This window comes from Paracoccus sp. (in: a-proteobacteria) (assembly GCF_030538655.1).
GTDB lineage: Bacteria > Pseudomonadota > Alphaproteobacteria > Rhodobacterales > Rhodobacteraceae > Paracoccus.
Genome location: NZ_JAUNTO010000009.1, coordinates 57,953 through 84,945, shown reverse-complemented (window position 1 = coordinate 84,945; position 26,993 = coordinate 57,953). Strand labels below are relative to the sequence as shown.

27 protein-coding genes and 1 tRNA gene are annotated in these 26,993 nt (G+C 66.3%); 12 read left to right on the top strand and 16 right to left on the bottom strand.

Going from position 1 to position 26,993, the window contains the following annotated elements:
- The 5 genes from Q4G22_RS08080 to Q4G22_RS08060 all read right to left on the bottom strand — a co-directional run bounded on the left by Q4G22_RS08080 (position 1) and on the right by Q4G22_RS08060 (position 8,203).
- The gene (locus Q4G22_RS08080) at positions 1 to 2,796 is read right to left on the bottom strand and encodes a hypothetical protein (RefSeq protein ID WP_303385394.1); all 2,796 of its coding nucleotides are present in this window, start codon (positions 2,794 to 2,796) and stop codon (positions 1 to 3) included.
- A gap of 11 nt (positions 2,797 to 2,807) precedes the next feature.
- Complete coding sequence (locus Q4G22_RS08075; protein WP_303385393.1) at positions 2,808 to 5,702, bottom strand: hypothetical protein; 2,895 nt, start codon at positions 5,700 to 5,702, stop codon at positions 2,808 to 2,810.
- Positions 5,699 to 6,145, bottom strand: a complete 447-nt coding sequence (locus tag Q4G22_RS08070; protein WP_303385392.1) for a hypothetical protein — start codon at positions 6,143 to 6,145, stop codon at positions 5,699 to 5,701. The genes Q4G22_RS08075 and Q4G22_RS08070 overlap by 4 nt, the downstream gene beginning before the upstream one ends.
- A 191-nt stretch (positions 6,146 to 6,336) precedes the next feature.
- Positions 6,337 to 6,936, bottom strand: coding sequence for a molybdenum cofactor guanylyltransferase MobA (mobA, locus tag Q4G22_RS08065; RefSeq protein ID WP_303385391.1), 600 nt, complete (start codon positions 6,934 to 6,936; stop codon positions 6,337 to 6,339).
- A 94-nt stretch (positions 6,937 to 7,030) separates the two neighbouring features.
- A complete protein-coding gene (locus tag Q4G22_RS08060; protein ID WP_303385390.1) occupies positions 7,031 to 8,203 on the bottom strand; it encodes a cytochrome C in 1,173 nt (390 codons plus the stop codon).
- A gap of 101 nt (positions 8,204 to 8,304) precedes the next feature.
- Between Q4G22_RS08060 and Q4G22_RS08055 the strand changes: the two genes are divergently transcribed.
- The 9 genes from Q4G22_RS08055 to Q4G22_RS08015 are packed head-to-tail and all read left to right on the top strand — an operon-like array spanning position 8,305 to position 15,158.
- Positions 8,305 to 9,549, top strand: coding sequence for a Na(+)-translocating NADH-quinone reductase subunit A (locus Q4G22_RS08055; protein WP_303385389.1), 1,245 nt, complete (start codon positions 8,305 to 8,307; stop codon positions 9,547 to 9,549).
- The gene (locus Q4G22_RS08050) at positions 9,546 to 10,334 is read left to right on the top strand and encodes an RnfABCDGE type electron transport complex subunit D (RefSeq protein WP_303385388.1); all 789 of its coding nucleotides are present in this window, start codon (positions 9,546 to 9,548) and stop codon (positions 10,332 to 10,334) included. The genes Q4G22_RS08055 and Q4G22_RS08050 overlap by 4 nt, the downstream gene beginning before the upstream one ends.
- Positions 10,324 to 11,133 (top strand): FMN-binding protein, encoded by an 810-nt coding sequence (locus tag Q4G22_RS08045; protein ID WP_303385387.1) that lies wholly within the window; start codon positions 10,324 to 10,326, stop codon positions 11,131 to 11,133. The genes Q4G22_RS08050 and Q4G22_RS08045 overlap by 11 nt, the downstream gene beginning before the upstream one ends.
- Before the next feature lie 3 nt (positions 11,134 to 11,136).
- A complete protein-coding gene (locus Q4G22_RS08040) occupies positions 11,137 to 11,796 on the top strand; it encodes an NADH:ubiquinone reductase (Na(+)-transporting) subunit D (RefSeq protein ID WP_303385386.1) in 660 nt (219 codons plus the stop codon).
- Entirely contained in the window at positions 11,793 to 12,404 is a 612-nt protein-coding gene (gene nqrE / locus Q4G22_RS08035; protein WP_303385385.1) for an NADH:ubiquinone reductase (Na(+)-transporting) subunit E, read from the top strand. The genes Q4G22_RS08040 and nqrE overlap by 4 nt, the downstream gene beginning before the upstream one ends.
- Complete coding sequence (nqrF, locus tag Q4G22_RS08030) at positions 12,401 to 13,621, top strand: NADH:ubiquinone reductase (Na(+)-transporting) subunit F (RefSeq protein WP_303385384.1); 1,221 nt, start codon at positions 12,401 to 12,403, stop codon at positions 13,619 to 13,621. Before nqrE ends, nqrF begins: the two co-directional genes overlap by 4 nt.
- 4 nt (positions 13,622 to 13,625) lie before the next feature.
- Positions 13,626 to 14,588, top strand: a complete 963-nt coding sequence (locus tag Q4G22_RS08025) for an FAD:protein FMN transferase (RefSeq protein WP_303385383.1) — start codon at positions 13,626 to 13,628, stop codon at positions 14,586 to 14,588.
- 4 nt (positions 14,589 to 14,592) lie between these two features.
- Positions 14,593 to 14,757: a hypothetical protein gene (locus Q4G22_RS08020; RefSeq protein WP_303385382.1), complete on the top strand. Its 165-nt coding sequence runs from the start codon at positions 14,593 to 14,595 to the stop codon at positions 14,755 to 14,757.
- Entirely contained in the window at positions 14,754 to 15,158 is a 405-nt protein-coding gene (locus Q4G22_RS08015) for a CBS domain-containing protein (RefSeq protein WP_303385381.1), read from the top strand. The genes Q4G22_RS08020 and Q4G22_RS08015 overlap by 4 nt, the downstream gene beginning before the upstream one ends.
- Before the next feature lie 55 nt (positions 15,159 to 15,213).
- Here Q4G22_RS08015 and Q4G22_RS08010 read toward each other — a convergent pair whose 3' ends face one another.
- The 7 genes from Q4G22_RS08010 to Q4G22_RS07980 form a co-directional block, all read right to left on the bottom strand.
- On the bottom strand, positions 15,214 to 15,888 hold the full coding sequence (locus tag Q4G22_RS08010; RefSeq protein WP_303385380.1) for a glycosyltransferase: 675 nt from the start codon (positions 15,886 to 15,888) through the stop codon (positions 15,214 to 15,216).
- Complete coding sequence (locus Q4G22_RS08005) at positions 15,888 to 16,460, bottom strand: DedA family protein (RefSeq protein WP_303385379.1); 573 nt, start codon at positions 16,458 to 16,460, stop codon at positions 15,888 to 15,890. Before Q4G22_RS08005 ends, Q4G22_RS08010 begins: the two co-directional genes overlap by 1 nt.
- Positions 16,460 to 17,590 (bottom strand): ceramide glucosyltransferase, encoded by a 1,131-nt coding sequence (locus Q4G22_RS08000; RefSeq protein WP_303385378.1) that lies wholly within the window; start codon positions 17,588 to 17,590, stop codon positions 16,460 to 16,462. Before Q4G22_RS08000 ends, Q4G22_RS08005 begins: the two co-directional genes overlap by 1 nt.
- Positions 17,587 to 18,405, bottom strand: coding sequence for a UDP-2,3-diacylglucosamine diphosphatase (locus Q4G22_RS07995; RefSeq protein WP_303385377.1), 819 nt, complete (start codon positions 18,403 to 18,405; stop codon positions 17,587 to 17,589). The genes Q4G22_RS08000 and Q4G22_RS07995 overlap by 4 nt, the downstream gene beginning before the upstream one ends.
- Positions 18,406 to 18,463: 58 nt before the next feature.
- Positions 18,464 to 20,254: an alpha/beta hydrolase gene (locus tag Q4G22_RS07990; protein WP_303385376.1), complete on the bottom strand. Its 1,791-nt coding sequence runs from the start codon at positions 20,252 to 20,254 to the stop codon at positions 18,464 to 18,466.
- An 85-nt stretch (positions 20,255 to 20,339) separates the two neighbouring features.
- On the bottom strand, positions 20,340 to 20,798 hold the full coding sequence (locus tag Q4G22_RS07985) for a DUF411 domain-containing protein (protein ID WP_303385375.1): 459 nt from the start codon (positions 20,796 to 20,798) through the stop codon (positions 20,340 to 20,342).
- 107 nt (positions 20,799 to 20,905) lie between these two features.
- Positions 20,906 to 20,982 (bottom strand) — tRNA-Met (locus Q4G22_RS07980).
- A gap of 136 nt (positions 20,983 to 21,118) precedes the next feature.
- Here Q4G22_RS07980 and Q4G22_RS07975 point away from each other — a divergent pair.
- Positions 21,119 to 21,685, top strand: coding sequence for a tyrosine-protein phosphatase (locus Q4G22_RS07975; protein ID WP_303385374.1), 567 nt, complete (start codon positions 21,119 to 21,121; stop codon positions 21,683 to 21,685).
- A gap of 69 nt (positions 21,686 to 21,754) precedes the next feature.
- Here the strand turns inward: Q4G22_RS07975 and gltX are convergent, their stop codons facing one another.
- A complete protein-coding gene (gene gltX, locus Q4G22_RS07970; RefSeq protein ID WP_303385373.1) occupies positions 21,755 to 23,080 on the bottom strand; it encodes a glutamate--tRNA ligase in 1,326 nt (441 codons plus the stop codon).
- Between the two features lie 79 nt (positions 23,081 to 23,159).
- Here gltX and Q4G22_RS07965 point away from each other — a divergent pair, with 79 nt between their 5' ends.
- Positions 23,160 to 23,567: a metallopeptidase family protein gene (locus Q4G22_RS07965; protein WP_303385372.1), complete on the top strand. Its 408-nt coding sequence runs from the start codon at positions 23,160 to 23,162 to the stop codon at positions 23,565 to 23,567.
- 12 nt (positions 23,568 to 23,579) lie between these two features.
- Positions 23,580 to 24,533, top strand: a complete 954-nt coding sequence (locus Q4G22_RS07960; protein WP_303385371.1) for a 1-phosphofructokinase family hexose kinase — start codon at positions 23,580 to 23,582, stop codon at positions 24,531 to 24,533.
- Between the two features lie 220 nt (positions 24,534 to 24,753).
- Here Q4G22_RS07960 and Q4G22_RS07955 read toward each other — a convergent pair whose 3' ends face one another.
- The 3 genes from Q4G22_RS07955 to cysW form a co-directional block, all read right to left on the bottom strand.
- Complete coding sequence (locus tag Q4G22_RS07955) at positions 24,754 to 25,074, bottom strand: DUF6280 family protein (RefSeq protein WP_090735129.1); 321 nt, start codon at positions 25,072 to 25,074, stop codon at positions 24,754 to 24,756.
- A gap of 329 nt (positions 25,075 to 25,403) precedes the next feature.
- Positions 25,404 to 26,123, bottom strand: a complete 720-nt coding sequence (locus Q4G22_RS07950; protein ID WP_303385370.1) for a sulfate/molybdate ABC transporter ATP-binding protein — start codon at positions 26,121 to 26,123, stop codon at positions 25,404 to 25,406.
- Positions 26,124 to 26,133: 10 nt separating this feature from the next.
- Positions 26,134 to 26,943 (bottom strand): sulfate ABC transporter permease subunit CysW, encoded by an 810-nt coding sequence (cysW, locus tag Q4G22_RS07945; RefSeq protein ID WP_303385438.1) that lies wholly within the window; start codon positions 26,941 to 26,943, stop codon positions 26,134 to 26,136.
- Positions 26,944 to 26,993: the final 50 nt, after the last annotated feature.

The following is a 26,993-nucleotide window of genomic DNA, read 5'->3' as shown; positions in this document are numbered from 1 at the left end:
TTATGCCGCGGCGATATAGACCTCGGCCTTGCCGGGCGGCAGGGTGACATCCAGCATCGCACCGCCCCAACCATCGGGCATCTGCTCGGACAGGATCGCCACCTTGTCCGCCGTTTCGGCGGTGATGTTGCTGTCCAGCATATCCCCGGTCATGTAATGCCGCGTCCAGCGCCAGCTCCCCTGCGGCATCCGCACCTTGACCTCATGCGCGTTCAGCGAATCGACGTTGACAAATGCCAGTGCCCGTTCGCCGTTGCGGCGTTCCACCATATAGACACGCACCGCATCGCCATGCGCCTTGCCACCACCATCGTTCAGCACATGCACGACCTGCGGCGGCAACAGCCTGATGCGCCCGGTCAGATACTGGTTGGCAAAGCAGAACCATTGATAGGGCGGGTTGAACGCCCCGCCGCGATCCCAGCTTGCCCGCGCCTTCCAATGCTCGCCTTCGTTCAAGGTGAAAAAGTTGGTGCTGTGGATGCCCGCGCTGGCGTTAAACAGAAACGCATCCAGCGTCGCCGTGCCCGCCGCCACGGATTTCATCAGCCGTTCCTGCCCGGCGTGCTGTTCCGGCGTCACCGAATGCCCGTTCAGCCCGTTCATCACATAGCCCGGCCCGGCCTCGTAATGCATGGCGCGGATCGGCTTGGCCCGGCCTTCCGAGGCGACACGGCACAGTTCCACCAGCCGCGGCATGTTATGCAGCCGCGGCGTCACCGTGCCCGACTGCACGCCCGTATTGGCCAGCGTCTTGAGCACCGCAGCAGGATCATCGACCGACAACGCCTCGTTCAGTCCGCTGTCCCAACCGCCGTTATAATCGGCATAACCAATGAAATCGGCGTGCTTTGACGCGGCGATACTGGCAGAGTTCCACGCTTGGCTGACCGACCAGCCGCCCAGATAATAGCTGAACTTGTCGCCGTCATAGCCGGGCGCCGCCATGATCGCTTCGGCCGCGCGATCCAGCAGCGCACCATTCCATGTGCCGCCACCGACGCCGCCCACTTCGGTCAGGGTATAGAATGCGCCCATCCTGTTCCACGGTTCGTTGCCGACCTCGATACGGATGCTGTCGAATTCATCCTGCCACGGCCTGATCTGGCCCTGACTGACGCGCAGCGCGGCACCGCGTTGTTCGGGGCTGTCTGGCGCACCCGCATCGTAGGTGGTGCAAAGATACCCGGCCAGCATCTGCCAGTCCTCGTCCCGCGACCATGGCGGTTCGACCTGAATCCACGGGTTCAGGATCGAATGGCCGACACGCGCCGCCATCTCGCGCCCTTCAGGGCTGTCGCGCAAGTCTCTGAGAATGCGTAAATGCTGTGGCAGAGAGCAACCCTTGGTGGCGGGCACGCCGATCTCGGCCAGAAAATCCTCCATGCTATAGGTCCAGGGATTGGTCTTGCAGAACGCATGAAAGCGGATGTGACTGCTGGCGCTGGCCAGCAGAACCTTGCGTTCCTCGGGCGTGGCGGCAAAGGGCGTGGTCCCGGCTTCGCAAAAGGTGATCTGGCGGATGTCCAGTTGCACCGGCCCACGCACGATGATCTGCGTCATCCGTGCCCCGGCCGAACGCAACAGGCTGGCCGGGGTAAAGATGTTGTCCTGCGCGGTCCAATCCGTCGTGACATGACGCGTCATATTGCTGATCCCGGCATCGGTAACCCGCATCGTCAGCGAGGCGGGCGCGGACGCGCGCATGACCGTATGCAGGTTATACGACCGCGCCGGGTCAAGCACATGATACCACGATGCAGCCGTGCCCGAATGGGTCGCGCTTTGAATGGTGTGGCTGCGCCCCTCGGCCACGTGCAGGCGCACGAAAGGACCGGCTTCGTCGGACATGAACTCAAAGCGGACGCCTTCGGGCATCATATCGGCAAAAGCGCCGATCCCCGAAACCCCGAACCGGCCAACGGTCGATGCCCCCCACAGGCGATCGGTAATCAGATCCCCGAATTGATAGCGATGGTCGAACCGCTTGCGGACGGTCAGCACATCGGTTTCACGCATGAAAGAGGCGTCGGCGACCGTCAGCGTTTCAACCTGCGCGAACTCGGGTTCATAGGACCGGCCGATGACATGGCGCATCCCCGGCACCGGAGTCCATGTGATTTCGGCGGTGCGGTTGCCATTCTGCGGCGCGACCGACACAGCCGCAGGCACCGGAAGCGTCGCGTCCGGCATGTGCTGGTGAAAGTTGCCGCTCTCGATCAGCGTGCCTGCGTCGGTCGTGTCATTCACACCGCGCCCCTCACCGACGGTAAAGGCCACCGGCGCCGACCACGGCCCGCGACGGCCCTGTTCATCCACCGCCGCAACCGCGATCCAGACCACGCCGCCGCGCCGCCACCAGTCTTCGGGCGACCAGCGATAGCTGCTGACACCTGGCGGAATCGCCAGCTTGTCACCGTGAAGCGGGTTGACCTGTCGCGCTACGCTTTGCGTGACGGTGGTCGTGCCCGCCTGAATGGCGCGACCGTTTTCGTAACGGAACACGACCACTTCGGCACCATCCAGCCAGCCGCTTTTCCACGAATCCCAGCCTGCGACGGTATTGCGCGGGAAATGCAGCGTGTTCGATGCATGGTCGATCGAGTCGGGCTGAAACTGCTGCACCATCAGCGGCGGCACCAGCCGCCCCTGCATGACCCTTGCATGGCGGGTGAACGCATTGCCCAGAACATCCACCGTTGCCGTATGCGCCTCGGGTTCGGCCCCCTTATCATCGCGGACAAAGATCAGATTGCGGGCTGTTTCCAGCCCTTTGGTCGAAATGTGATAGGTCACTGGCCGTCCCCTTATGCCAGATCGGTGATGAAATCGGGCGCCCCGGCGGTTCCGTGATTGGCACCGTCGTAAACGTCGATCAGCGGTTGCCCCAGAATCGTCCGGGATACCTCGGGCTGCTTAAGCCCGCCGTCAGGCCGGAAAAACAGCTCGCGCGCCGTCTCGCGGTCTATCGCATTGCCCAGCCACAGCGCGGTGCGATGCAGATTATGGCTGCCACGGGCCAGCGCACTGACAACGCCATAGCCCAGACGCACCCCGGTTGAATATTCGCCCCGGATCACGCGATCGCTTGCACTGACCACGGCACCGTTTCGCCATTCGCCGTTATTGATCCGCGCCGTAGAATAGGCCGCCGGTGTGCCATTGGCGCCAAACGCCCCGATCCCAAGGATCACATCGACCAGATCGCCGGGGGCCAGCACCATATTCGCCGGCAAGGTCTGTATATAGCCGGTGCTGGCGCTGTCGGCCGGCGCATCGGCGCGCAGGAAGGCGCGCAGCGAACCCGTGGCGCTGGACACGGTGATCTGGAACCTGTTGCTGAACTGGAAAACGCTGTCGCGCCAATCGGCCGTGCCCGCCTCGGGGTCAAAGCGGAACCGCGTCATCACCAGCGCCTGCTGCACATCGGCAAAGCTGCGGTCCCAGCGCATCATGTCGCCCTCGCTCGCATTAAAGCGCATCGTCTTGGGCGCGAACAGCGTCTGCGCCTGCACCATAACCCGCTGCGTCAGGTCAGCCTGCTGCCGCACGCTGGCCAGATTGACCAGCCGCAGCGCCATGTCGATCCTTGCATCAATCTGCAACGGATCGCGGGTAAAGCTGGCACCCGAACCGGCCACGACTCCGTCCACTTCCCAATCGACAAAGACCGACACCGGATCAGCCTCGGGCCAGGCATAAAGGCCATCGCCCATCAACGTGAACGTGCCAGCGGGCGCTTCCACCACTTGCGGCAGGCGCAAGACCACCGGATGACCGGCCTCGATCTGATGGCTGGCGATGGAATATTCGCCGTCATGATCCGTCCCGCTCAGCGAAAAGCCGATGGCGCCGCCGTCCAGTTGCCGCACGTCATGCGCCTGACCCGCGCTCAGCTTCAGCGGCATGACCACGGGGGGCTGAACAATCGCCTCCGTCACGGTCAGCGCGAAATCGGCACCCGCCGTGCCCGACTGCACCCGCAGCGGCCAGACGCCCGCCTGCGGCATTGCCACCAGCACCAGTTCGGCACCACCGTCACGGGCGATCAGTTCGGCAAAGCCGTCGCCGCCGCTCAGCATCCAGTCGGCACCCGTCCCGCCAGACACCAGCGCCAGCCGCAGCGGCAGATCGGCATCCGTGGCAATCCCGGCTTCGGCCTGCGACAGCAGCAGCGGGGTCGCCTCGACCGTCTCGGCGACGGTCAGCACAAAGCCCGCCTCGGCCACGCCAGCCGGGTTGCGCACCTGAATCCGCACCGCATGATCGCCGGGGCCAGGCATCGCAATCAGCATCAGCCGCGCGCCCATGCCCGCCGGTTCCAGCGCGCAGAACCCGTCTGCCCCCACCAGAGACCAGTCCAGCGGCGCGGTGCCATCGCTGACCAGCGTGGTCAACAACAGCGGCAGGTCCGCGTCGGGCTGCACTTCGGTCGCAACCGCGTCCAGCGTCAGGGTCGTGGGCGGATTCAGGTCACCCGCCACCGTCAGCGTGAACCCGGCCTGCGCCGTGCCCGCTGCATTGGTCGCGATGATCTGTGCCGAATGATCGCCCGGTTCCGGCATCGCAACCAGAACCAGTTGCACCACGCCGTCTTCTTCGGTCAGGGTCAGCGCCTCGCTGCCGGTCACGGCCCAGTCCATCGGCGACGAACCATCCGCCGCCACATTCGCCAGCACCAAAGGCAGCGCCTGATCCGGCACCACCCGCACGGCCTGCGCCGACAACACCACCGGCCCCGGCGCGATGGTGGCTTCGGTCACGATCAGGTCAAACACCACGCGCGCCGTTCCCGCCGCGTTGGCTGCGCTGACCGCCACCGTCGTCACGCCCGGATCGGGCATGGCGATCAGCCGCAGTTCCAGCCCACCCTCGCCCTGTTCCAGCGCAAAGGCATCGCCCGACTGCTCCAGCGCCCAGTCCAGCGGGGCCGAGCCATCCGCCGACACCACGGCCAGAACACGCGGCAGTCCGGCATCCGCCGGCACCACCGCATCCGCCGCCGTCAGGGTGACATGACCCGGCGCACGGATTTCCGGCTGCGCCACGGTCAGCACAAAGCCCGCCTCTGCCGCACCCGCCGCGTTCACCGCGCGGATGGTCACGTCATGGCTGCCCTCGTCCGGCATGGAAACCAGTTGCAGCACCGGCACCGCGCCATCGGTGGCAATCGCCACATGCGCGCCCAGCCCCTCGGCCACCCAGTTCAGCGGGCGGGTGCCATCGGCGGACAGTTCCGCCAGAACCAGCGGCAGCCCGGCATCGGTCGCCACATCCGCGCCGCCATGGCTCAGCGTGACCAGCGACGGGGCCAGCCGCGCCACCGTCACCGACGCGCTGGTCTGCGCCGTGCCCAGCGGGTTTTCCGCCTGTTCGATCACCTCGATGCTGCGGTCCAGATCGGTCTCGGTCAGGGCGAATTCCAGCACCTCCAGCGGTTCGGAAACGCCATCGCGGATCAGACGATAGCTAAGCGTGACATCGGGGAACCCGGCATAGACGCCCGGCACCACGGTGATCGTCTCGCCGGGCAGCGCTGCGCCAGACAGCGCCACGCCGACCTCGGCCACCGGGGCCGACGGCACCACCGCGCGCCGCAGCGCCGAACTGCCGTCACGACGCAGCAGCGCCACATCCGCCGCCACCCCGCCGCGCACGATCACGGCACGGTCGAATTGTCCGAAAAAGCGTTCCAGGCTCATGCCGCTTCCCCTTCGACCAGATACAGCGCCTCGACCAACGTGCCGGCCTGTTGCCGTTGGGCAAAGACATCGGCACTGATCGGGATGATCCGGCTCAGGCGGGTTTCGCGGGCGACGGTGTTCATCAACAGCAGATCGGCCAGATCCAGCGGCGCCGCGCTGTCAGGCACGAACAGCGCCGGTTCGATCAGGTCGGGCTTGGCGGCACCGGCTTTTTGATATTCCACGCGATAGGTGCTGCCCATGCGCCCCCGTTCATTGGGCCACAACCTGACCCCTGTAAACTCTCCCTCGCCGTCCAGGGGCACAGTCTGTGCCGCCGGTTCAATCACGGTCGAGCCATCGAAATCACGTTGAGAAAGGGTAAAGATCAGCGTCCCCGAAACAGAGGACACCCCGTCCTGACGGTCAAAATTACCCTTGAGTTCAACGGTGGTAAGCATCGCAGTCTCCTGTTATGGTTGCCCGTGCGGACAGCCTGCGCATTTCAAGCAGGAGAGCGGTTTTGTTTTTAAAAGATTATCAACCGGAAAAGAGAGCGTGCGTTGCGCAATATTGAAAGCCAACGATAAATAAATATGCGCAACGGGTTCGGATGGGTCGAATCAGTTAATGTTTCCCCTACGTTCCCGCGTTAATTTAACTGCCCCTCGGCCAACTCCAGATCCTCGACCCGGTTCACGTTGAAAAACGGGTCGGCCTGACCCGGCGCCACATCCCAAATCACCAGCCGCGCGCCCTGCGATTCGGCCCAGAGCTGCACCCGCCGCTGACCCGCCCCGATCGCCGCGCGCAGATCATCACGCAGCAGCACCGGCCACAGACCGAACACCGGATGCGCCCGAACCTGCCCACCGTCACGGCTGGCGGCCAGCGTCAGCCCGCCGGCACCCGCCAGCCGCTGCACCAGATCGTCGGGCAGAAACGGCGTATCCCCGGCAGCGGTCAGCACCTGCGTGGCACCCAGCCCGGCGGCCCAGTCCATCGCCGCCAGCACCCCGGCCAACGGGCCGGGCTGATCGGCCACCGGATCGGCCAGCACCGGCAGCCCCAGCCCGGCAAAGCGCGCCGGATCGCCATTGGCATTCAGCGCCAGCGGCCCGCATTGCCCGCGCAGCCGCGCCGCGACATGGGCCAGCATCGGCTGCCCCGCCAGCAGCCGCAGCCCCTTGTCGCCCCCGCCCATGCGGCTGGATTTGCCGCCTGCCAGAATCATCGCCGGAATATCGCGCATCTTGGCCCCCTTTTCGGTCGCCGTAATCTAGGCGCGGCGGATCGGATCAGCCAGCAGGGGCAGGCCGCGACAGCGCGGCCCGAAACATCGGCCCTCAGCGCGCCCAGCCCAGCCTGGCAAAATCGCGGCCCATGGCAGTGGTTAGATCCTCGGTTGAATCATACAGCAATTGCAGGGCGTAATGCGGGTTATGCACATGCGCCCCCTTGTCCGAGGTGACGAATTTCCAGTTATAGGCCGCCTTCAGCAAACGCGGCGTCCAGGCGTTATAGGCCACGCGCGCCCCGTCTGCCTCGTCGATCACGCCGTCATCATTGGCATCGGCAAAGAAATACGGGTGCCGCCCGGCATCATAGATCATCGGCATGCCCGCCACCTCGCGCGCATAATCAAAGATCACCTGTTTCAGCGTAAAGGCATTGGCCGCGATGTCATGGCCGATGCCCTTGGTAACGTCACCGCTGCCGTCATGGCTTTGCCGCGACAGGCGGATCGTCATGGCATCGGCGGCGCCGTGGCAGGTCTGGCAACTGTCGGTCGCCACCTCAAGACTGTGCGGATCATGGCAGGCGGCGCAGGTCTGCACCGGCGGGGCGTGGGTAAAGCGACCGTCATAGGTCTTGCCCTCATATTCATAGCCCAGCCCGGCATAGCCCCCCAGGGCCATCGCCGCCGCAGTGCCGTAATGCGGGTTGATAAAGGACAGGTCGGCATTCGGCAGATCCTCGGCCTTTTGGGCCACGGCCTCGGCGATGGCAGACCCCGAGGCACGGCCCTGATGGCAGGTCACACAAGATGCCTCGCCGCCGCCGACAGGGTGCATCATGCCGGTGGGCAGGCGCACCTCGCGGATTGCGCCGATGCCGGGGTTGTGGCAGGTGTCGCAGTCAACCACGCCGCCGACCGGAACCGGCGGCACCTCGCCGCCGGGGCTGCCGTCCAGCCCGTGATAGGCGCGAAACCCGGCACCCGAATGGCAGGCGGCGCAGACGGGGGGAATGGTGCCCGCCTCGTTCCAATAGGTAAATGACCGCGACGCCGCATCCGCATGGCCCGACCGCGCCCATGCGGCGATTTCGGCGGCATTGCCGATCCTGATCTGTTCGGGGTTCAGCGGGGCCACGCTGGGCAGCGTATAGGCCGGGGCGGGTTCGGCATCCGTCGCCTGTTCCGTCGCCGCATCCTGCGCAAGTGCCGCGACAGGCAGCCACGCCGCCACGGTGATCGCGATTGCCTGATAAATCATGTATTTGGCTGGAAAGGTCATCACGGCTCGCCTCCAAAGGTTGATGCGCCAGACCGAACTTGCTAGCCTTGACGGTAACGGAGAATGCCAGCCCGAACAACCCTGACCCAAGGGAAACGCCCGTGACGCAGATCTTCCGCAGCGGCCTGCCCTTGCCTTTTGGCGGGCCAGCCACGGCCATGCCGGAACCCGATCCGGCCCTGACCGAAGAGGCCGCGCTTGGCCCCGGCTTTCCACCCGATTTCCGTGTCGATCCGCTGGTAAAACAGGGTGATATGGTGGCGCAGGGGCAGCCGGTTCTGCGCGACCGCCGCCACCCCGATCTGTGTGTGACCGCGCCGATGGGCGGGCGCGTGGCGCGGATCGACACCGGGCCGGGGCGGGTGCTGCGCTATGTGCTGTTCTTTCGCGATCAGGGTGCCGACCGGCACCGCTTTGACACCACCGGCGATGTTGCGGCGCTGATGCTGGCCTCGGGGCTGTGGACGGGGCTGCGGCAGCGGCCCTTTGGCGGCTTTCCCGCGCCCGGCACCCGCCCCGCCGCGATCTGCGTGATGGCGCATGACACCCGCCCCGGCGCGCTGCCCCCGGCCATGGCACTGCGCGGGGCCGAGGATGACTTTGCCCGTGGCCTGCACGCCCTCGCCTCGCTGACCGATGGCCCGCTGTTGCTGGTGCAGCCGCCCGGCCCGCCGCTGGCCGATGCGCCGCGCCTGCGCGTGGTGCCCGCCGGGACGCTGCATCCGCAGGGGCTGGCCGGAACGCATATCCACGCCCTGTTCCCCGCCCGCCTCGACGCCCCGCTGTGGGAAATCGACGCGCAAGAGGTCGCGGCCATCGGCACCCTGCTGGCCAGCGGCTATCTGCCCGAAACGCGCATGGTGGCGGTGGGCGGACCTGCGGCGTCAGCGCAGCGGGCGCTGCGCTGTCAGCCGGGGGCCGATCTGCACGGCCTGGCGCAGCCGGTGATGCAGCCCGGCCCGGCGATGATCCTGTCCGGTTCGGCGCTGGACGGGGCCGAGGGGCGGTTTCTGTTTCTGCGCGACCGTCAGGTGACGGTGATGCCCCGCCCTGCCCCGGCAACGCAGCCGCACTGGTTCCGCGCCGCGCTGGCCCGCATGTCGCGCCCCGCGCCGCTGATCCCGACCGCCGCGCTGGAACAGGCGCTGGCCCCCAGCCTGCCCGCCATCCCGTTTCTGCGCGCCCTGTCGGCCGGCGATGACGATGCCGCGCAACGCTTTGGCGTGCTGTCGCTGCTGGAAGCAGACCTTGCACTGGCCGATTACGTCACGCAGGCCGACCCGCCGCTGGCCGCCATGCTGCGCGGAATGCTGGACCGCATCGCAACCGAGGGGGGCACGCCATGACCGCAACCAAGGGCATCTGGTCGCGCGAAACCGTGGCGCTGATCCTGATCGCGGCGATGCTGCCCATCGTCATCACATGGCTGCTGGCCGCGGGGCCTGCGGTGCTGTCGCGTCTGGTCTTTGTGCTGGTGCTGGCGGGGCTGTGGCATCTGGCCTTCATGCTGGCGCGGGCGCAGCCGCCTTCGTTCGCTGGGGCACTGTCGGCCATTGCCATCGCGCTGCTGGCACCGCCGCAGATCGGGCCGGTCGCGCTGCTGCTGTCGGTTAGCTTTGGCGTGGTGGTGGCGGAGCTGATCTTTGGCGGCTGGGGCCGCAACATCCTGAACCCGGCCACGGTGACGCTGGCCTTTGTCAGCTTTGGCTTTCCGGCCGAGCCTTGGGCCACGCCCGACCCGCAGATCGGCTGGGCCGCGATCCCGGCGGCGCTGATCGGCATGGGCTTTGGCGTCATCAGCGCCCGGCTGATCGGCGGCGCGCTGATCGGGGCGGGGCTGGCCGCGCTGGCGGGCTGGCCGCTGACAGGCGGCTTTGCCACCGCGGCGCTGGTGGTGCTGGTGATGCTGGTCGCCGATCCGGTGGCCAGCGCCGCCACCCGGCTGGGCCGCTGGCTGACCGGCGGGCTGTTCGCGCTGCTGATGGCGGGCTTTGCCGCGCATTGGATGGGGGGCAACCCGGTGCAGGTGGCGGTGTCGGCGGCGCTGCTGACGTCGCTGGCCGCGCCGCTGCTGGATGAAACCGCGCTGCTGTTCTGGCGCATCGCCCGGAGGAAACGCCTTGGCCTTTGATCTCAACCCGATCAGCGCGTGGCGGCGAATGCTGGCGCAGCCCAATGACAGCCGGGGCAAAACCATCGCCGTGGCCTTTGTCACCGCCGCTGTCTGCGCGCTGCTGGTGACGGCGGCCACCGTCACGCTGCGCCCTATTCAGACGGCCAACCGCGCCGCCGAACAACAGGCGCGGCTGGAATCGCTGATCGCCGCCATCCCCGGCATGTCCGACCTGCTGGCGCAATCGGGCGATGCGGCGCTGTCCACCGTCGTCGTTGATCTGACCACCGGCCGCGCCGCCGCCGACATCACCCCCGAAACCCTGCCCGAGACGCTGGCCAACCCTGCCAGTCACAGCGCGCTGACCCCGGCGCAGGATCTGGCCGATCTGGGCAGCCGCCCGGATTACGCGCAGATCTTCATTCTCCGTCGGGGCGACAGCGGGCCGGTTGATCTGGTGATCCTGCCGGTCGCGGGCGCGGGCTATGACGGCGTGATTCAGGCTATGGTCGCCCTGCGCGGCGACACGCGCAGCATCGCGGGCATGACCGTCACCAGCCAGTCGGAAACCCCCGGCCTTGGCGCGCGGATCACCGAACCGGCATGGCAGGCGCAATTCGCGGGCCTGCCCGCACTGGACGACCGGGGCACGGTGCGCTTTGCCGTGGCACGCGGCCGCGCCGCCACCGAATACGAGGTGGACGGCATTACCGGCGCCACCCGCACCTCGAACGCGATCACCAATATGATGCGCTTCTGGCTTGGTCCCGATGGCTATGGCCCGCTGCTGGACGCCATCCGGCGGGGAGAGTTCTGATCCATGTCCCGCCCCCTGCTGCATATCCTGACCGAGCCGCTGATCGCCCGAAATCCGATCACCCTGCAAATTCTGGGTATTTGTTCGGCACTGGCGGTCACAACCTCGGTCGCGACCGCGTTAACCATGTCGGCCTCGCTGACGGTGGTGCTGGTGCTGGCGGCGGTCATCATCAGCACGATCCGGCGGCATGTGCCCGGCTCGATCCGGCTGATTGTGCAGATCGTCATCGTTGCATCACTGGTGATCGTGATCGACCAGATGTTGCAGGCATGGCTGTATGATGTCAGCCAGCAACTGTCGGTCTTTGTCAGCCTGATCGCCACCAACTGCCTTGTTCTTGGCCGGACCGAGGGCTTCGCGCTGCACAACCCGCCCCTGCCCTCCGCCGTCGATGCGCTTGGCAGCGGGTTGGGCTATTCGCTGGTGCTGATAACCATCGGCGCGTTGCGCGAACTGTTCGGCACCGGGCATCTGCTGGGCTGGCAGGTGCTGGTCACGACCGAAGCCGGTGGCTGGTTCACGCCGCTGAACCTGATGCTGCTGGCCCCCAGCGGCTTTTTCCTGCTGGGCGGGCTGGTCTGGGCCATCCGCAGCCTGCGCCCCGAACAGATCGAACCGCCCGAGGCCATCGCCCCGCAACCCGGCGAGGTCCGCAGATGAGCGATCTGTTCGCCCTGTTCCTGCGCGCGGCACTGGTCGATAATATGCCGCTGACGCTGTTTCTGGGGCTGTGCACCTTTATCGCCCTGTCGCGGCGGCCGGAATCGGCGGTCGGGCTGGGGTTGGCGGTGATGTTCGTGCTGGCCGTCACGGTGCCGCTGAACCACCTGATCTATACCGCCGTGCTGGCGCCGGGTGCATGGGGATGGGCCGGGATGCCCGATCTGGACCTGTCCTATCTGGCGCTGATCGCCTTTATCGGCACGGTCGCAGCCTGCGTGCAATTGCTGGAAATGGTGCTGGACCGCTGGTTTCCCGCCATCCATGCCTCGTTCGGGGTGTTCCTGCCGCTGCTGGCGGTGCAATGCGCGATTCTGGCGGGCAGCCTGTTCATGGTCGAACGCCGCTATAGCCTGGCCGAAAGCGCGGTGTTCGGGCTGGGCAGCGGCGCGGGTTTTGCGCTGGCGGTTATCATGCTGGCGGCGATCCGGTCGCGGCTGGCCTATGCCGACCTGCCCGGCGGGCTGCGCGGGCTGGGCATCGCCTTTTTCATCACCGGGCTGATGTCACTGGGCTTTTCTTCCTTTGCGCAGGTGGTGATGCCATGACCGAGATCGTCCTTGGCACGCTGATCGTCATCGCGCTGCTGCTGGCGCTGACGCTGGGTCTGCTGGCGGCGCGCAGGCGGCTGGTGCCGCAAGGGGCCGTGACCGTCACCGTCAACGACAGCCACCACCTGACCGCCGCGCGCGGCGACAAGCTGTTGGCGGTGCTGCATGATGCCGGGATCGCCATTCCGGCGGGCTGCGGCGGCGCGGGCACCTGCGGGCTGTGCCGCGTCACCGCCACAGGCGAGGGCGCGGGCGAACCTCTGGCCACGGAACGCGGCATTCTGTCGGGGGCGGAACGGCGCGATCATGTGCGGCTGGCCTGCCAGTTGAGCCTGCGCGGGCCGGTGGATGTGCAGGTCAGCGGCGACGTGTTGTCGGCAGGCAGCGCCGAATGCCGGGTGCTGTCGAACCGGATGCTGGCCCCGCTGATCCGTGAACTGGTGCTGGAACTGCCGCCCGGCTATCCGTTCGATTTCCGTGCCGGCGGCTTTATGCAACTGACCGCGCCGCCCTATGATCTGGATTTCACCACCATCGAGGTTGCCCCCGAACACCGCGACGCATGGGCCGCCGCCGGGTGGGACCGGCTGCGCGGCCAGTCCGCCGCCCCGGTGACGCGTGCCTATTCCATCGCCAACCGCCCCGCCGATCAAGGCCGCGCCGTGTTCAACATCCGTCTGGCCGTGCCCCCCGCCGGGCAAGAGCGCGTGATCCCGCCCGGCATCGTCTCGTCCTGGCTGTTCGCGCTGAAACCCGGCGACAAGGCGGGCGTATCTGGCCCGTTCGGCGAATTCCACGTTCAGCCGACCGACCGCGAGATGATCTTTATCGGCGGCGGCGTGGGCATGGCCCCCTTGCGGGCGATGATCCACGAACAGCTTGGGCAGGGCACGACGCGCAAGATCCGCTATTTCTATGGCGCGCGCACCGCCGCCGATCTGTTCTATGTGGACGAGTTTCAGGCACTGGCCGCCGCGCATCCGAACTTTGGCTGGGTGGCGGCGCTGACCGAACCGGCACCGGGCGACAAATGGGACGGGCCGACCGGCTTTATCCACGAAACCGTGCGCCGCGCGCTGGCCAGCCATCCGGCACCCGAGGATTGCGAATACTACCTCTGCGGGCCGCCGGTGATGATTTCCGCCGTGCTCGCGACCCTCACCCGGCTGGGGGTCGAGCCGCACTCGATCTTTAACGACGATTTCGGAGCGTGAGACCATGACACAGACCGCATCCCTGCTAAGCCGCCGCGCGCTGATCGCTGGTGCGGGCGTCATGCTGGCCGCGCCTGCGGTGCTGGCCGGTGCCCCCGCGACGCAGCGGCTGACCGGGTGGGCCTTTGGCACCGGCTGGGCGATCACCCTGCCCGATGCCGCCCCCGTGGCCGGGCTGCGCGCGGCGGTGGATGATCTGCTGGCCGGGATCGACCGGCAGATGTCGCCCTGGCGCGCCGACAGCGACATCACCGCGCTGAACAGGGCCGGGGCTGGCCCGCGCGATCTGCCCGATGAAGCGGCGCAGGTGCTGGCCGCCGCGCTGCGGCTGGCGCGCGACAGCGGCGGGGCCTTTGATCCGACGGTCGGGCCTTTGGTCGCGCGGTGGGGCTTTGGCCCGATCCGGCAGGGCGACGACCGCCCCGACTGGCGGCACCTGACGGTGGCGGGCCGGACCGTGACCAAGGCCACCCCCGGCGCCACCGCCGATCTGTGCGGCATCGCCAAGGGGCACGCGCTGGATCGTCTGGCCGCGCTGCTGGCCGGGCGCGGCGCGCATTGGCTGATCGACCTTGGCGGAGAGCTGGCGGCAGGCGGGCATCACCCCTCGGGCCGGGCATGGCAGGTCGCGGTTGAAGGCCCCACCGGCGCGACCGAGGTTCTGGCGCTGCGCGGCGGGCTGAGCGTGGCCACATCCGGCAGCGGCGTGAACGGCTATGATCTGGGTGGGCAGCGCGTGGGCCATATCATCGACCCGGCCCGTGGCGCGCCCGCGCAGGGCGGGCTGGCGCAGGTCAGCGTCATCGCGCCATCGGGCCGCAGCGCCGATGGCTGGGCCACCGCCCTGTTCGCGGCGGGTGAGGCACGGGCGATGGCACTGGCCCGGCAGCATGGGCTGACGTCGCTGATGCTGACCTCTGATGGCCGCCGCCTTGAAACCGGCGATCTGGCCGCGCACCGGGCCTGACGGGATGGAGTTTCTGTTCGCCATTCTTGTCATCTGTCTTGCCGCTGGCGGGCTGGCGCTTGGGCTGATCTTTGGCCGCCGCCCGGTCAGCACATCCTGCGGCAGCATGGACTGCGTGCCCGGAGTGCGCTGCACCGACTGCCCCAACCGCGCAAAGGACAGCCCATGACCACGACGACCGGCAGCGAGAGCATCGGCACCATCATGCGCCGCGATTTCCCGCGCCTGACCGCCAACATGCCGATCCGCGATGCCGCCGCGACCCTGCTGGATCAGGGTTATGCCGCAGCGCCGGTGGTGGATGACGCAGGTGCCTTGGTGGGCGTGCTGACGCAGAAGGATTGTTTCCGCCCGGCGCTGAACGCCAGCTATTACCGGCAATGGTCCGGCACCGTCGCCGATCAGATGAGCCGCAATCCCGTCACGCTGGACGCCGCCACCGATCCCGTCACCGCCGCCGAGGCGTTTCTGGACCACCCGCACCGCAGCTTTCCGGTGATGCGCGACGGGCAGTTGGCCGGGCTTTTGCTGCGCGCCGATCTGTTGGCCTATCTGCTGCGGCTGGGATAGGCGGTCGCGCGGTCGCGCCGCAAGTCGCGCAGTCGGGCAAACAGGACGCGGGGGATCAACGGCGCAGGCGGCGCATCTGCCTGATCTGGTTCAGCAATGTGGCGGGACCGTGGGTGCGCAACATGTCGGCGATCATCCCGGCATCGCCGCGCAGGCCGCGCCACAGCCCGTATTTGCGATGCTTCAGCGGGCTGGTGACATCGGGCCAGCGGATAACCGTCAGCGGCAGGCTTTCGCAGAGGATGAGGCTGTTCAGGAACACCTCGAACCCAAAGGGCGGCAGGCTGCTCAGATGCGGGATGTGGGGGGCGATCAGGCCGCGCGGCAGCACCCGTTCGCCCGAGATATAATCCAGCCCGATCAGCCGCCACAGCGCCGGGGCATTGCCGCGCAGGCTGATGGCGACCTGCGCCCTGCCCTGTAGGACCGGGGTCATCAGCGCGGTCAGGTGATTATGGGTCAGGCCGGTCAGGTCGGCATCCAGCAGCAGGATATGGCTGCCCTGCGCCTGTGCCAGACCGGCGGCCAGCGCGGCGGTTTTCCCGCCGTTGCGCGGCCGGCGGATCAGGCGTGCGCCGGGAACGGTTGCCGCCTGCGCCGCTGTGTCGTCGGTTGAACCGTCATCGACGATCAGCGTTTCCGCGATGCCGGGATGGGTGGCGGCGACATGGGCCACACAGGCGATGCGGGGGCCTTCGTTATAGGCGGGGATGATGCAGGTCAGCCGCATCACGCCAGCCCGCTGCCCGAGCCATAGCGCCGCGCCAGCCACCAGCCGCCCGCCAGCAGTATCACCACCAGCATGGCCAGCGATATGCCCGCGATCCAGCCGTTCACCTGTTCGGCAGCCCAGCCAAAGGACCAGCCGATCACCGTGAACAGCAGCGTCTTGGGGATGGTCGCCACCGTGTTCCACCACACAAAGCGCCAGAACCCCATGCGCGAGGCCCCCGCCGCCAGCAGCACCGCCGCCCCGGCCGAGTGAGTCAGCTTGCCGATGACCAGCGCGCGGGCACCGTGATCGCGAAAGACCTGTTTCAGCACTCGGCGGCGTTCCGGCGTCAGGCCAAGCCGCCGCTGCCAGCGCGGCGGCAGCCCGTGGCGGCCCAGCCAATAGAACCCGGCATCGCCCACCACATCGGCCACCACGCAGACGATATAGACGCCGACGATGTTCATCAGGCCCTGCCGGGCGAACCATGCGGCAATGACGGTGACGATCGGGCCTTCCAGAATGGCGACGGGAAACAGCACCGCCAAGCCATAGCTTTGGATGACGGCGCGGATCGTTTCCAGATCCATCAGTCCTGCCCCTTGCCCCCTTGCGCGCCGCCGCCGCCGGGCGTTTCGGTCACGGCATTGCCGCGCCAGACGATGGGGGCATCCCGCCAGCCCATGGCCCACATCGGCACTTGCCACAGATCGCGCATGATCCACGCCAGCAGATCAGCCGCGCCGTGCCCCCAGCCCGCGCGCCGGGCCAGATACCATTCGCCGCCATACCACAACAGCAGAAACGGCAGGATCGCGGCGGGCCAGGCAAAGGCCAGGATCAGCACATTGGCCACCGGCCCGCCAAGCGGTTCCAAGGGGTAGATCGCCGGAAACCCCTCGCGCCGCAATTGCGCCCAACGGGCCTGACGGTTCCACACCTCGCCCGCCGTGCGCGGCCCCAGCAGTTGCGCAAAGGGACGGCGCACGGTGCGCACGCGCAAGCCTTCGCCCCGGACCAGGTGGGTCGAGGCGATGTCCTCGGCCTTTTTGCCAGCCAGCGCCATCATGCCGCCCCGGTCGCTCAGCCATGCGCGCGGATAGGCCAGCGTCTTGCCCTGCGCAAAGCCGATGCCGATGCTGTCGGCACCTAGCAGCCAGCGGGCCTGAAAACTGTTCAGAAAGGCCGCCTCGACCCGCGCCCAAAAGTTATGCGCGTCCATCCCGACACCGGGCGAGGACACCATGCCCACCCCCGGCCCCCGGCAGGCCAGCACCTGCCGCAAATAATCGGGCGGCAGCAACAGGTTGCTGTCCGCGATCACCACCCAGTCGCCGGTGCATTCCGCCCAGCCCTTGACCAGATTGTTCAGCTTGGGATTACCGCAGACCGGATTGCGCCCGATCAGCAGCCGGGCATTGACGTGCGGATACGTCTCCATCAGGTGGCGCAGCACCGGAATGGCAGCGTCGTCGGGATCATCGACGCAGTGGATCAGCTCATATCCCGGCGTATCCTGTTGAAAGGCCGATTCCAGATTGCGTTCCAGCGCATATTCCAGCCCGCAGACCGGGCGCAGCAGCGTCACCGGCGGCATATCCTGTGGCGCAACCGTTTCCGGCGGATAAGACAGGCGGTCCGCGACCATATAAACATTGTAAAGATGCAGCCCCAGCGCGCCCAGAACCACCAGCAGCAGAACGATTGTCAGAATGGTCATGCCACGGCCTCTGCCTGCGCAGTCTGGCTTTCGGGGCGGGGTCGCGGAGTCCAACGGATCAGGCGCAAGGTGCCATCAAAGCTTTCGGTGACAGCGGAACAATGTTCGATCCAATCGCCGCAGTTCACATACAGCATGTCGTGATTGCGGTGCAGCGCCGGTTTATGGAAATGGCCGCAGACGATGCCGTCAAAGCCACGCGCACGGGCCATGTCGGTCAGCCGGTCCTGAAACCTGTCGCCCGACCGGATCAGCCGGTTAAACCGCGCCAGCGCCGATTCCAGCCCGTCCCAGCCATCGCGGCCCAGACGTTCACGCACGACGTTGATGCCATGACCAAGGCGGCGGATACCGGCCTCGAGCCAACTGCCGGCCTTGGACAACATGCTGAGCCGATCAGAAAAGATGTCGCAGCAATCGCCATGCGTCACCAGCAGGCGCACACCATCGGCGGTGCGGTGCGTGTCATGCGGCAGGATGTCAAAGCCAAGCATCGTGGTGCCGGTATGATGCCGGAAAAAAGCGTCGTGGTTGCCGGGAATATACACCACCCGCCGCCCCGCCTGCGCACGGCGCGTCAGCAGGCGCAGCACCTGATGATGCGCCTCGGGCCAGTTGGCCCCCAGCGGGCGCCATGTGTCGATGATGTCACCAACCAGATAGATCGTCTCGGCGTCGTGGGCATTCAGGAAATCCAGCAGCCCCCCGGCCTTGCAGCCCAGCGCGCCCAGATGCAGGTCGGACAAAAACAGCGTGCGAAAATGCGCGGCGGACCGGGCTGGTGTTGCCGGTCTGTCAAAGCCGCCGTCATCCATCTTTTTCGTCCCTCGCACAGATTGCCTCGCCAATCAGTAAACCAGACCTTTCGGTCTATCACCCGACAGAACGCATGCCGGATACAGTTTCACATAAGCCGTGACAAAAGCGCAACTTATTCATGCACATAACGGCCCGGCGCTGCATCATGCGCAGTTTTCCACCCCCCATCGGCGGGGGCGCCCCCATCGCCGGGTCCAGCGCAGACAACCAGTCGGCCCATGCCTGCCACCATGATCCGGGCTGCTTGGGCATGTTGGCGATAAACTGATCCGGGTCGGGTTGCAGATCGCCAGCCTTGCGCCCGACCAGCCGGTATTTGGCGCGCGGATTCGTCGGCGCGGCCACGATCCCGGTGTTATGCCCGCCCGAGGCCAGCGCGAACTGCACATCCCCCGACAGCAGATACATCAGCTTCCAGACCGAGCGCCACGGCGCGATATGGTCATGTTCGGTGCCAACCAGAAAGGCGGGGATGCGGATGTCATTGGGGAATACCGGCTTGCCGCCCGCGTCAAACCGCCCCTCGGACAGATCGTTGCCGATGAACAGGCGGCGCAGGTATTCCGAATGCATCCGGTAGGGCATCCGGGTGGTGTCCTTGCTCCACGCCGCGATGTCGGACGGGTCTTCGCGTTCGCCCAGCAGATATTCGCGGGTGATACGCGACCAGATCAGATCCTGCGACCGCAGCATGGAAAACGTCCCGGCCATGGCGCGCTGATCCAGATAGCCGCGTTCGAACATCATCGCCTCAAGCAGCGCGACCTGCGCTTCGGTTGTCAGCAGCGTCAGTTCACCCGCTTCGGAAAAATCGGCCTGCCCGGCCAGAATCGTCATCGAGGCCAGTCGGTCGTCGCCATCACGCGCCATCGCCGCCGCCGCCACGGTCAGCAAGGTGCCGCCAAGGCAATAGCCCAGCCCATGCGCCTTGGCCGCGCCGGTGGTGGCCAGAACGGCATCCAGCGCCGCCATCACATCCTGACGATAATCGTCGAACCCGGTGTCGCGATCCTTTTCGGTCGGGTTGCGCCATGAGATGCAGAACACCGTGAACCCCTGCCCCACCAGCCAACGGATCAGCGAATTTTCAGGTGACAGATCAAGGATATAATATTTCATGATCCATGCCGGAACCAGCAGGATCGGCGTGGCGTGCACCTGCCCGGTCGTCGGCGCGTATTGGATCAGCTCCATCATGCGGGTGCGCAGCACCACGCGACCGGGGGTCAGCGCCACCCGTTTGCCCGGCTCGAACCCCGGCAAGGGGCCGCCGCGCTGCGGTGTCAGCAGCCCGACCAGATCGCGCAGCCAAAAGCCATAGCCGTCCATCAGGCTTTGCCCCCGCGTTTCGCGGGCACGTTTCAGCACCACCGGGTTCAGCCAGGGGAAATTCGACGGCGACAGCATATCCAGCCACTGTCGGCTGGCAAATTCCACGATGCGTTCATGTTCGCGCGACACGCCTTTGACCCCGGTCGTCGCGTTGTGCCACCATTGCTGAGTCAGCAGAAACGATTGCCAGATGGCGTTGAACGGCATTTCTTGCCATTCCGGCGCGGTAAAGCGGTGGTCCTGCGGCAACGGTTCGATCCGCTGGCCTTCGGTGCCCATGGGGTCGTTCAGCCCCGCCAGCAGCCGCCGCGCCTTGCGCATCGCCTTCCACTGAAGCGACATCTGCTTGCCCGGCGACATCGCCAGATGGGTGATCCAGTCGGCCAGCGCCGCCTGAAACGCCGGAGCCGACAGCCCGCCCGACAACCGCCCCAGCGCCGCCATGGCCAGCCGGTCCAGATCGTCGAACACCTCTTGCGGGGCCGGGGTTTGCGGACTGTCCTGTGGGGTCATGACTGGCCTTCGACGATGAACTGCTCTGATTCCATAGAAAAATTTCGTGACATTCCCGTAAACACGATATGTCACGCGCCACGGATTACGCGGCGGGATAGCTGTTGAATACCTCAGCCTGACCATCGCGGCGGACCAGCAAGACGTCATACGCCTCGCGCTGGTTTTCCGGCCCCATACCCGGCGAACCATAGGGCATCCCCGGCACCGCCAGCCCGACGGCATCGGGGCGCTGATCCAGCAGGCGGCGAATATCGGCGGGTGGCACATGGCCCTCGATCAGATAACCGCCCACCCGCGCGGTGTGACACGAGGTCAGCTGCGCCGGAATCCCGCCCGCAACCTTGAACCGCGCCAGCTCCTCGGGGGCGACATCCTCGGCCGTGACGTGGAACCCATCGCGTCGCAGCACCGCGATCCAGTCGCCGCAACAGCCACAATTGCGATCCTTCAGCACATGAACGGCAGGCACTTGCGCACGGGCCGCGGCAGGAATCAGCACCGCCACGGCACCGGCCATCATCAGGTTACGACGTGTCAGCATGGGCGTCTCCTTTTCAGGAAAAGATAGGCACAGCCACACCGCCTGAAAACCCCGGCCCCTGCGTCACACAGTCCCGGCCAGAACACATCATCGTATATTGAGGAAAATGGTAGCGGAGGAGGGATTTGAACCCCCGACACAAGGATTATGATTCCTCTGCTCTAACCAACTGAGCTACTCCGCCACGGGTGACGGCGGATGTAAGGCGAGCGGCGGGGGGCGTCAAGGGCATTTCTGACCATTCTGGCGACGCAATCGTGACTTTGCGCCACAGCCACACGGCGCGATAAACCGGCCACGGCAGCGAAAGGCAAATCAGGATGAAACGGATGGCACGGCGGGCGGGCTTGGTGGCGCTCGCATTATTGACCGTGGCAATCGGCTGGCTCGGCTTTCTGCTGGCCAGCGGCAATACCCACCCGGTTATCCTGGGCGAACTGTATCGCTCGGCCCAGCCCGACACCGCCGATCTGGCGCAGATGCAGCGCGATCACGGTATCGCCAGCATCATCAACCTGCGCGGCGCAAACCCCGATACGGCGTGGTATCAGGATGAAATCCGCGCCAGTGCCGACCTGAGCATCACGCATTACGATTTCCGCATGTCAGCCGCCAGCGAACTGACCGCGGACGAGGCACACCGCCTGCTCGCCCTGATGCGCGACGCCCCCAAACCGCTGCTGATCCACTGCAAAAGCGGCGCCGACCGCACCGGGCTGGCCGCCGCCCTCTATGTCGCGGGCATCGCAAAACACAGCGAATTTGCCGCTGAATGGCAACTGTCGCCGCGCTATGGCCATGTCGGCATCCCATGGCTCAGCCACGCCTGGCCCATGGATATGACGTGGGAGGCGATGGAGCCCGCCCTCGGCATCACCGGCAGCTAGCAGGCATCTTCTGTCGTAAAATATCCCCGCCGGAGGCTCCGGCAGGGCAATCCGGCGCAGCGGGTGCGGTCAGCCGCGCGCCCGCACCACCTGCAACAGTGGCATGACATCGGCCATTTCCGGCCCATGTGCCTGCCCCGTCAGCGCCTTGCGCAGCGGCATGAACAGGCCCTTGCCCTTGCGGCCCGTCGCCTCTTTGACGGCAGCGGTCCATTCGCCCCAGGTCGCATCGGTGAACGGCCCTTGGGGCAACAGCGCCATTGCCTGCGCCACGAAATCAGCATCTTCGGGGTCGATCACCGGATCGGCGCCCTTGCTGAAGATTTCCCACCAGCCCGCCAGATCGTCCAGCCTGGTGATGTTGTGGCTGGCCACGCGCCAGAACCGTTCGGCCAGATCAGCCGGCACGCCCAGTTCGGCCACGCGATCACGCACAGCCTCGAACGGCAGGCGCTGATTGCGTTCGCGGGTCAGCGGCCACAGGTCTTCGGCGTCGAATTTCGTCGGCGAGGCACCGAATTGCGACAGATCAAAGCCTTCGGCGATCTCTTCCAGAGACATCCGCAACTCCACCGGCTGGCTGGACCCAAGCCGCGCCATCAGCGACAACAGCGCCTCGGGTGCGACGCCATTGGCGCGCAGATCGCGCAAGGACAGGGTGCCAAGACGTTTCGACAGTTCTTCGCCCTGCGCGCCGGTCAGCAATGAATGGTGGGCGAAATTCGGCAAGCCGCCGCCGATGGCCTGAATGATCTGAATCTGCGTGGCGGTGTTGGTCACATGGTCGGCACCGCGCACGATGTCGGTCACCCCCATATCCACATCATCGACCGAACTGGCAAAGGTATACAGCACCTGCCCGTCGGCGCGGATCAGCACCGGGTCGCTGACCGAGGCCGCATCAATCGAAATATCGCCCAGGATGCCATCGGCCCATTCGATCCGCTGCTGATCCAGCAGAAAGCGCCAGTATCCTTCGCGCCCCTCGGCGCGCAGCCGGGCCTTTTCCTCATCGGGCAGGCCCAACCCGGCACGGTCGTAAACCGGCGGGCGGCCCATATTCAGCAGCTTTTTCCGTTTCAGGTCCAGTTCGGTCGGGGTCTCGAACACCTCATACAGCCGGCCCGAGACACGCAGGTCGTCGGCCACGGCGGCATAACGATCCAGCCGGTCGGATTGCCGCTCAACCCGGTCCCAGGTCAGGCCCAGCCATTCCAGATCGCGCATGATTCCGTCGGAATATTCCTGTTTGGACCTTTCGCGGTCGGTATCGTCCAGCCGCAGGATGAAGGTGCCGCCAGCCTTGCGGGCGATCAGATAGTTGAACATCGCCGCCCGGAGGTTGCCGATATGCAGGTATCCGGTGGGCGAAGGGGCGAAACGAGTGGTGGTCATGGGCGTCTCCTGTCCGCTTCGCTCTTTCATACGCTGCGGATTTTGTCCATATGAGGTGCCGAAACCGAAAGGGACCGAGATGAGCGACTGGACCGAGACCCGCGCCCCCTCTGCCGCCGAGATCGAAGAGATGGCCCGCAAGGCGCTGGCCGCTTTGCCGCCACAATTCCTGCCGGGCGCGGCCGATGTGGCGTTGCGCGTCGATGAATTCGCATCCGAAGACATGCTGGACGAGTTGGAAATCGACGATGCGTTCGAACTGACCGGACTGTATGACGGCATCCCGCTGACGGAAAAATCGGTCAGCGATCAGCCGGGCGGGCCGGATACGATCTGGCTGTTCCGCCGCCCGATTCTGGATGAATGGGCCAGCCGCAGCGATGTCAGCCTTGGCGATCTGGTCGGCCATGTCGTCACGCATGAACTGGCGCATCATTTCGGCTGGTCCGACGATGACATCGCCCGCATCGACAAGTGGTGGGAATAAGAGGATCGAGACATGACCCAACAGGCGCCGATCCTGACGATTACCCTGAATCCCGCACTGGATCTGTCCAGCGCCGCCGATACGGTGGAACCCGAACTCAAGCTGCGCTGCGACAAGCCGGTGGTCGATCCCGGCGGCGGCGGCATCAATGTCAGCCGCGCGATCAAGGTGATGGACGGCAAATCCACCGCTCTGGTCGCCTTGGGCGGGGCCACGGGCACGCGTATCGCCGATCTGCTGCGCGCGGGCGGGCTGAACGTGCTGCGGCTGACAGCGCCGGGCGAAACCCGGCAATCGCTGGCCGTCACCGACCGCAGCAGCGGCGCGCAATACCGTTTCGTGATGCCGGGGCCGGAATGGCACAAGACGCAGGTGGCCGACGCCATGTCCGCCATCGCCGAGGCCGCGCGGGCGGGTGGCTGGGTGGTGCTGTCGGGGTCGAACCCGCCCGGCGTTCCGGCCGGTTTCGCACAGATGCTGGCGGTGCGGCTGAAAGACAGTTCCGCCCGGCTGGTCGTCGATACCTCGGGCGAGGCCCTGCGCACCGTTGCAGGATCGTCAACCCCGGTTGACGTTCTGCGCATGGACAGTTTCGAGGCCGAGACACTGGCCGGGCACACCTTGCCCCTGCGCAGCGACAGCGCCGCATTCGCCGCCGGTCTGGTTCGCGACGGCGCGGCAAGATCGGTGATCGTGGCGCGCGGCAAGGATGGCTCGGTCATTGCGGGGCCCGACGGTGCCTGGCACGCCGAAGCGGCGCTGGTTCCGGTGCGCAGCAAGGTCGGCGCGGGCGACAGCTTTGTGGCCGGTTTCACGCTGGCCACCGCGCGCGGATGGGCCGTGCCCGAGGCACTGGCCCTGGGCGCGGCGGCAGCCTCGGCCGCGGTGATGACGCCGGCGACCGAACTGTGCCGCGCCGCCGACGTGCAGCGGCTGTATGAGGAACGGGTGGTGATGCGGCTGTAAGGGCGACTGCCGAGACCGCAGCCAATGTGCGGCATCGCGGCATGAGGGGGGCGGTGACGGACCGATGCCAGCCCGCCATGATGGGTTGCATCCCGCGACACCGGGGCATTCTGCCCCCGGACCCCCTGAGGATATTTCCAGACCAAAGATGAGGCCGGGTTGCGGCAATGAAAATGGCCGCCCCCAAGGACGGCCATGCATTCGTTGGGGCGAGGGCGGATCAGGCTGCCTCGGCCTCTTCGGCGGCCATGCGGCGTTCGCTTTCTTCGCGCGACAGCGCGACCGAGGTGCGCACGCCCTTGGAAACGAATTCCATCAGCCCTTTGACCACCCGTTCATTCGGGTCGATCCCGGCGCAGGACAACACCTCGCGCCCGTCGCGTGACCGCGCCCAGCGGGCGATCTGTTCGGGGCCGTTGCCGTATTTCTTGTCATCAGCGATGGCATCATCCAGCGCAGCCAGAACCACGGCTGCAAACAGCTTACGGGCGCGCTGCCCCTGTTCAAAGTTGAATGCGGAACCATCAACGAAATCGCGCATCTGTCATGTCCTGTTCTTGTCTTTGCCCGGTGAGTCGGGGGCGGGCCGGGAATGCGAAATGCCGATCCCGGATCAGGTATTTTTTGTCTGTTCGACAGTGCAGACGGGATACCGCCGCATGTCGTGATTCGGTATGTGCCCGAATGCAAGCCTGCCATGCAAAAAACGCATGGCAATCACAGCCGGGTTTCGCACGGTTATCAAAGGGGGGAATACTGGCCCCTTGGCTGATTCGTCGCCTTGACAACACACGCAGGCCATGCCGTCGCCGACATGGCCCCTGTTGCATATAGGGTGGTAACGCAGCCGTTCAACCCCGCCCCGACGGCCTAACCGCTGACGAATTCGCGCACGAAAGCGGTGGCGGGGCGCGATCTGATCTCGTGCGGCTGGCCGATCTGTTCGATGCGGCCCATCGACATGACCACCACCAGATCGGCCAGTTCCATCGCTTCGTCCTGATCGTGGGTCACGAAAACGGTGGACAGCCCGGTCTGATCGTGGATGTCGCGCAGGCCCTGCCGCAGTTCCTTGCGCACGCGGGCATCCAGCGCGCCGAAGGGCTCGTCCAAAAGCAGCATCTGCGGCTCGATCGCCAGAGCACGGGCGAGGGCAACCCGCTGCCGCTGACCGCCGGACAGCTGGCTGGGATAGCGCCCACCGATGTCGGGCAGCTGGATCAGCGCCAGCAGGCGCGACACCCGGCGCGCGATCTCGGCCTCGGGCGGGCGGGATTTGCGCGGGCGGGCGCGCAGGCCGTAGGCGATGTTGTCGAACACGGTCATGTGCCGAAACAGCGCATAGGACTGAAACACGAACCCGGCACGCCGGTCCTGCACGCTGAGGCCGGTGGCGTCGGTGCCGTTGAACAGCACCCGGCCCGAGGTCGGGTATTCAAGCCCGCCCAAGATCCGCAGCAGCGTGGTTTTGCCCGAACCCGACGGCCCCAGCAGCGCCACCAGCGCCCCCGAGGGGATGGACAGCGACACCGGGTGCAGCGCGGTGGTGGACCCGAATTCCTTGGCGATTTCGTCGATCTCGATCTGCATCGGTTTCCCCTTAGTGACGGCGGGTTGCGGCAAGCTGATCCGCATGGCGGATTTCCAGCGCGGTTTTCAGGGCAAGCGTCAGCAGCGCCAGCCCGGCAAGGACGGCGGCCATCGAAAAGGCCGCGACCGACAGATATTCGTTATACAGCATCTCGATGGTGATCGGCATGGTCGCGGTCTTGCCCCGGATCTTGCCCGACACCACCGCCACCGCGCCGAATTCCCCCATCGCGCGGGCATTGGCCAGCAGCACACCGTAAAGCAGCGCCCAGCGGATATTCGGCAGGGTCACGGTCATGAAGGTGCGCCAGCCCGATGCACCCAGGGTCAGCGCCGCTTCTTCCTCGGCCCGGCCCTGTTCGATCATCACCGGGATCAGTTCGCGCGCGACAAAGGGGAAGGTGACGAACATCGTCGCCAGCACGATCCCCGGCAGGGCAAAGACGATGGGATAGCCCGAAGCCACCAGCCACGCACCCAGCGTCGTATTCGCCCCGAACAGCAGCACAAGGCACAGGCCCGCCACCACGGGCGACACCGAAAACGGCAGGTCGATCAGGGTTATCAGAACGGCCTTGCCACGGAAATCGAACTTGGTGATGAACCACGCCGCCGCCAGACCGAACACGATATTCAGCGGCACCGATATGGCCGCGACCAGCAGCGTCAGCCGGATCGCCTGTTGCGCATCGCGGTTGCCAAGGCTGGCCACGGCGGCGGCAAAACCGCGCGCCAGGGCCTCGGCAAAGATGACCGCCAGCGGCGCGAACACCAGCAGCGTCATGGCCGCAAAGGCCAGCCCGATCAGGGTCCAGCGCAGCCAGCCCGCTTCGGTGGTGGGGGCGCGCCAGTCGCGGGCGGATGTGTGCA

Bases quoted from the DNA above. Each gene is read 5' to 3' on its own strand.
- Q4G22_RS08075 (WP_303385393.1), bottom strand. From the start codon at position 5,702: ATGAGCCTGGAACGCTTTTTCGGACAATTCGACCGTGCCGTGATCGTG.
- Q4G22_RS08070 (WP_303385392.1), bottom strand. From the start codon at position 6,145: ATGCTTACCACCGTTGAACTCAAGGGTAATTTTGACCGTCAGGACGGG.
- mobA (WP_303385391.1), bottom strand. From the start codon at position 6,936: ATGCGCGATATTCCGGCGATGATTCTGGCAGGCGGCAAATCCAGCCGC.
- Q4G22_RS08060 (WP_303385390.1), bottom strand. From the start codon at position 8,203: ATGACCTTTCCAGCCAAATACATGATTTATCAGGCAATCGCGATCACC.
- Q4G22_RS08050 (WP_303385388.1), top strand. From the start codon at position 9,546: ATGACCGCAACCAAGGGCATCTGGTCGCGCGAAACCGTGGCGCTGATC.
- Q4G22_RS08040 (WP_303385386.1), top strand. From the start codon at position 11,137: ATGTCCCGCCCCCTGCTGCATATCCTGACCGAGCCGCTGATCGCCCGA.
- nqrE (WP_303385385.1), top strand. From the start codon at position 11,793: ATGAGCGATCTGTTCGCCCTGTTCCTGCGCGCGGCACTGGTCGATAAT.
- nqrF (WP_303385384.1), top strand. From the start codon at position 12,401: ATGACCGAGATCGTCCTTGGCACGCTGATCGTCATCGCGCTGCTGCTG.
- Q4G22_RS08025 (WP_303385383.1), top strand. From the start codon at position 13,626: ATGACACAGACCGCATCCCTGCTAAGCCGCCGCGCGCTGATCGCTGGT.
- Q4G22_RS08020 (WP_303385382.1), top strand. From the start codon at position 14,593: ATGGAGTTTCTGTTCGCCATTCTTGTCATCTGTCTTGCCGCTGGCGGG.
- Q4G22_RS08015 (WP_303385381.1), top strand. From the start codon at position 14,754: ATGACCACGACGACCGGCAGCGAGAGCATCGGCACCATCATGCGCCGC.
- Q4G22_RS08010 (WP_303385380.1), bottom strand. From the start codon at position 15,888: ATGCGGCTGACCTGCATCATCCCCGCCTATAACGAAGGCCCCCGCATC.
- Q4G22_RS08005 (WP_303385379.1), bottom strand. From the start codon at position 16,460: ATGGATCTGGAAACGATCCGCGCCGTCATCCAAAGCTATGGCTTGGCG.
- Q4G22_RS08000 (WP_303385378.1), bottom strand. From the start codon at position 17,590: ATGACCATTCTGACAATCGTTCTGCTGCTGGTGGTTCTGGGCGCGCTG.
- Q4G22_RS07995 (WP_303385377.1), bottom strand. From the start codon at position 18,405: ATGGATGACGGCGGCTTTGACAGACCGGCAACACCAGCCCGGTCCGCC.
- Q4G22_RS07990 (WP_303385376.1), bottom strand. From the start codon at position 20,254: ATGACCCCACAGGACAGTCCGCAAACCCCGGCCCCGCAAGAGGTGTTC.
- Q4G22_RS07985 (WP_303385375.1), bottom strand. From the start codon at position 20,798: ATGCTGACACGTCGTAACCTGATGATGGCCGGTGCCGTGGCGGTGCTG.
- Q4G22_RS07975 (WP_303385374.1), top strand. From the start codon at position 21,119: ATGAAACGGATGGCACGGCGGGCGGGCTTGGTGGCGCTCGCATTATTG.
- gltX (WP_303385373.1), bottom strand. From the start codon at position 23,080: ATGACCACCACTCGTTTCGCCCCTTCGCCCACCGGATACCTGCATATC.
- Q4G22_RS07965 (WP_303385372.1), top strand. From the start codon at position 23,160: ATGAGCGACTGGACCGAGACCCGCGCCCCCTCTGCCGCCGAGATCGAA.
- Q4G22_RS07960 (WP_303385371.1), top strand. From the start codon at position 23,580: ATGACCCAACAGGCGCCGATCCTGACGATTACCCTGAATCCCGCACTG.
- Q4G22_RS07955 (WP_090735129.1), bottom strand. From the start codon at position 25,074: ATGCGCGATTTCGTTGATGGTTCCGCATTCAACTTTGAACAGGGGCAG.
- Q4G22_RS07950 (WP_303385370.1), bottom strand. From the start codon at position 26,123: ATGCAGATCGAGATCGACGAAATCGCCAAGGAATTCGGGTCCACCACC.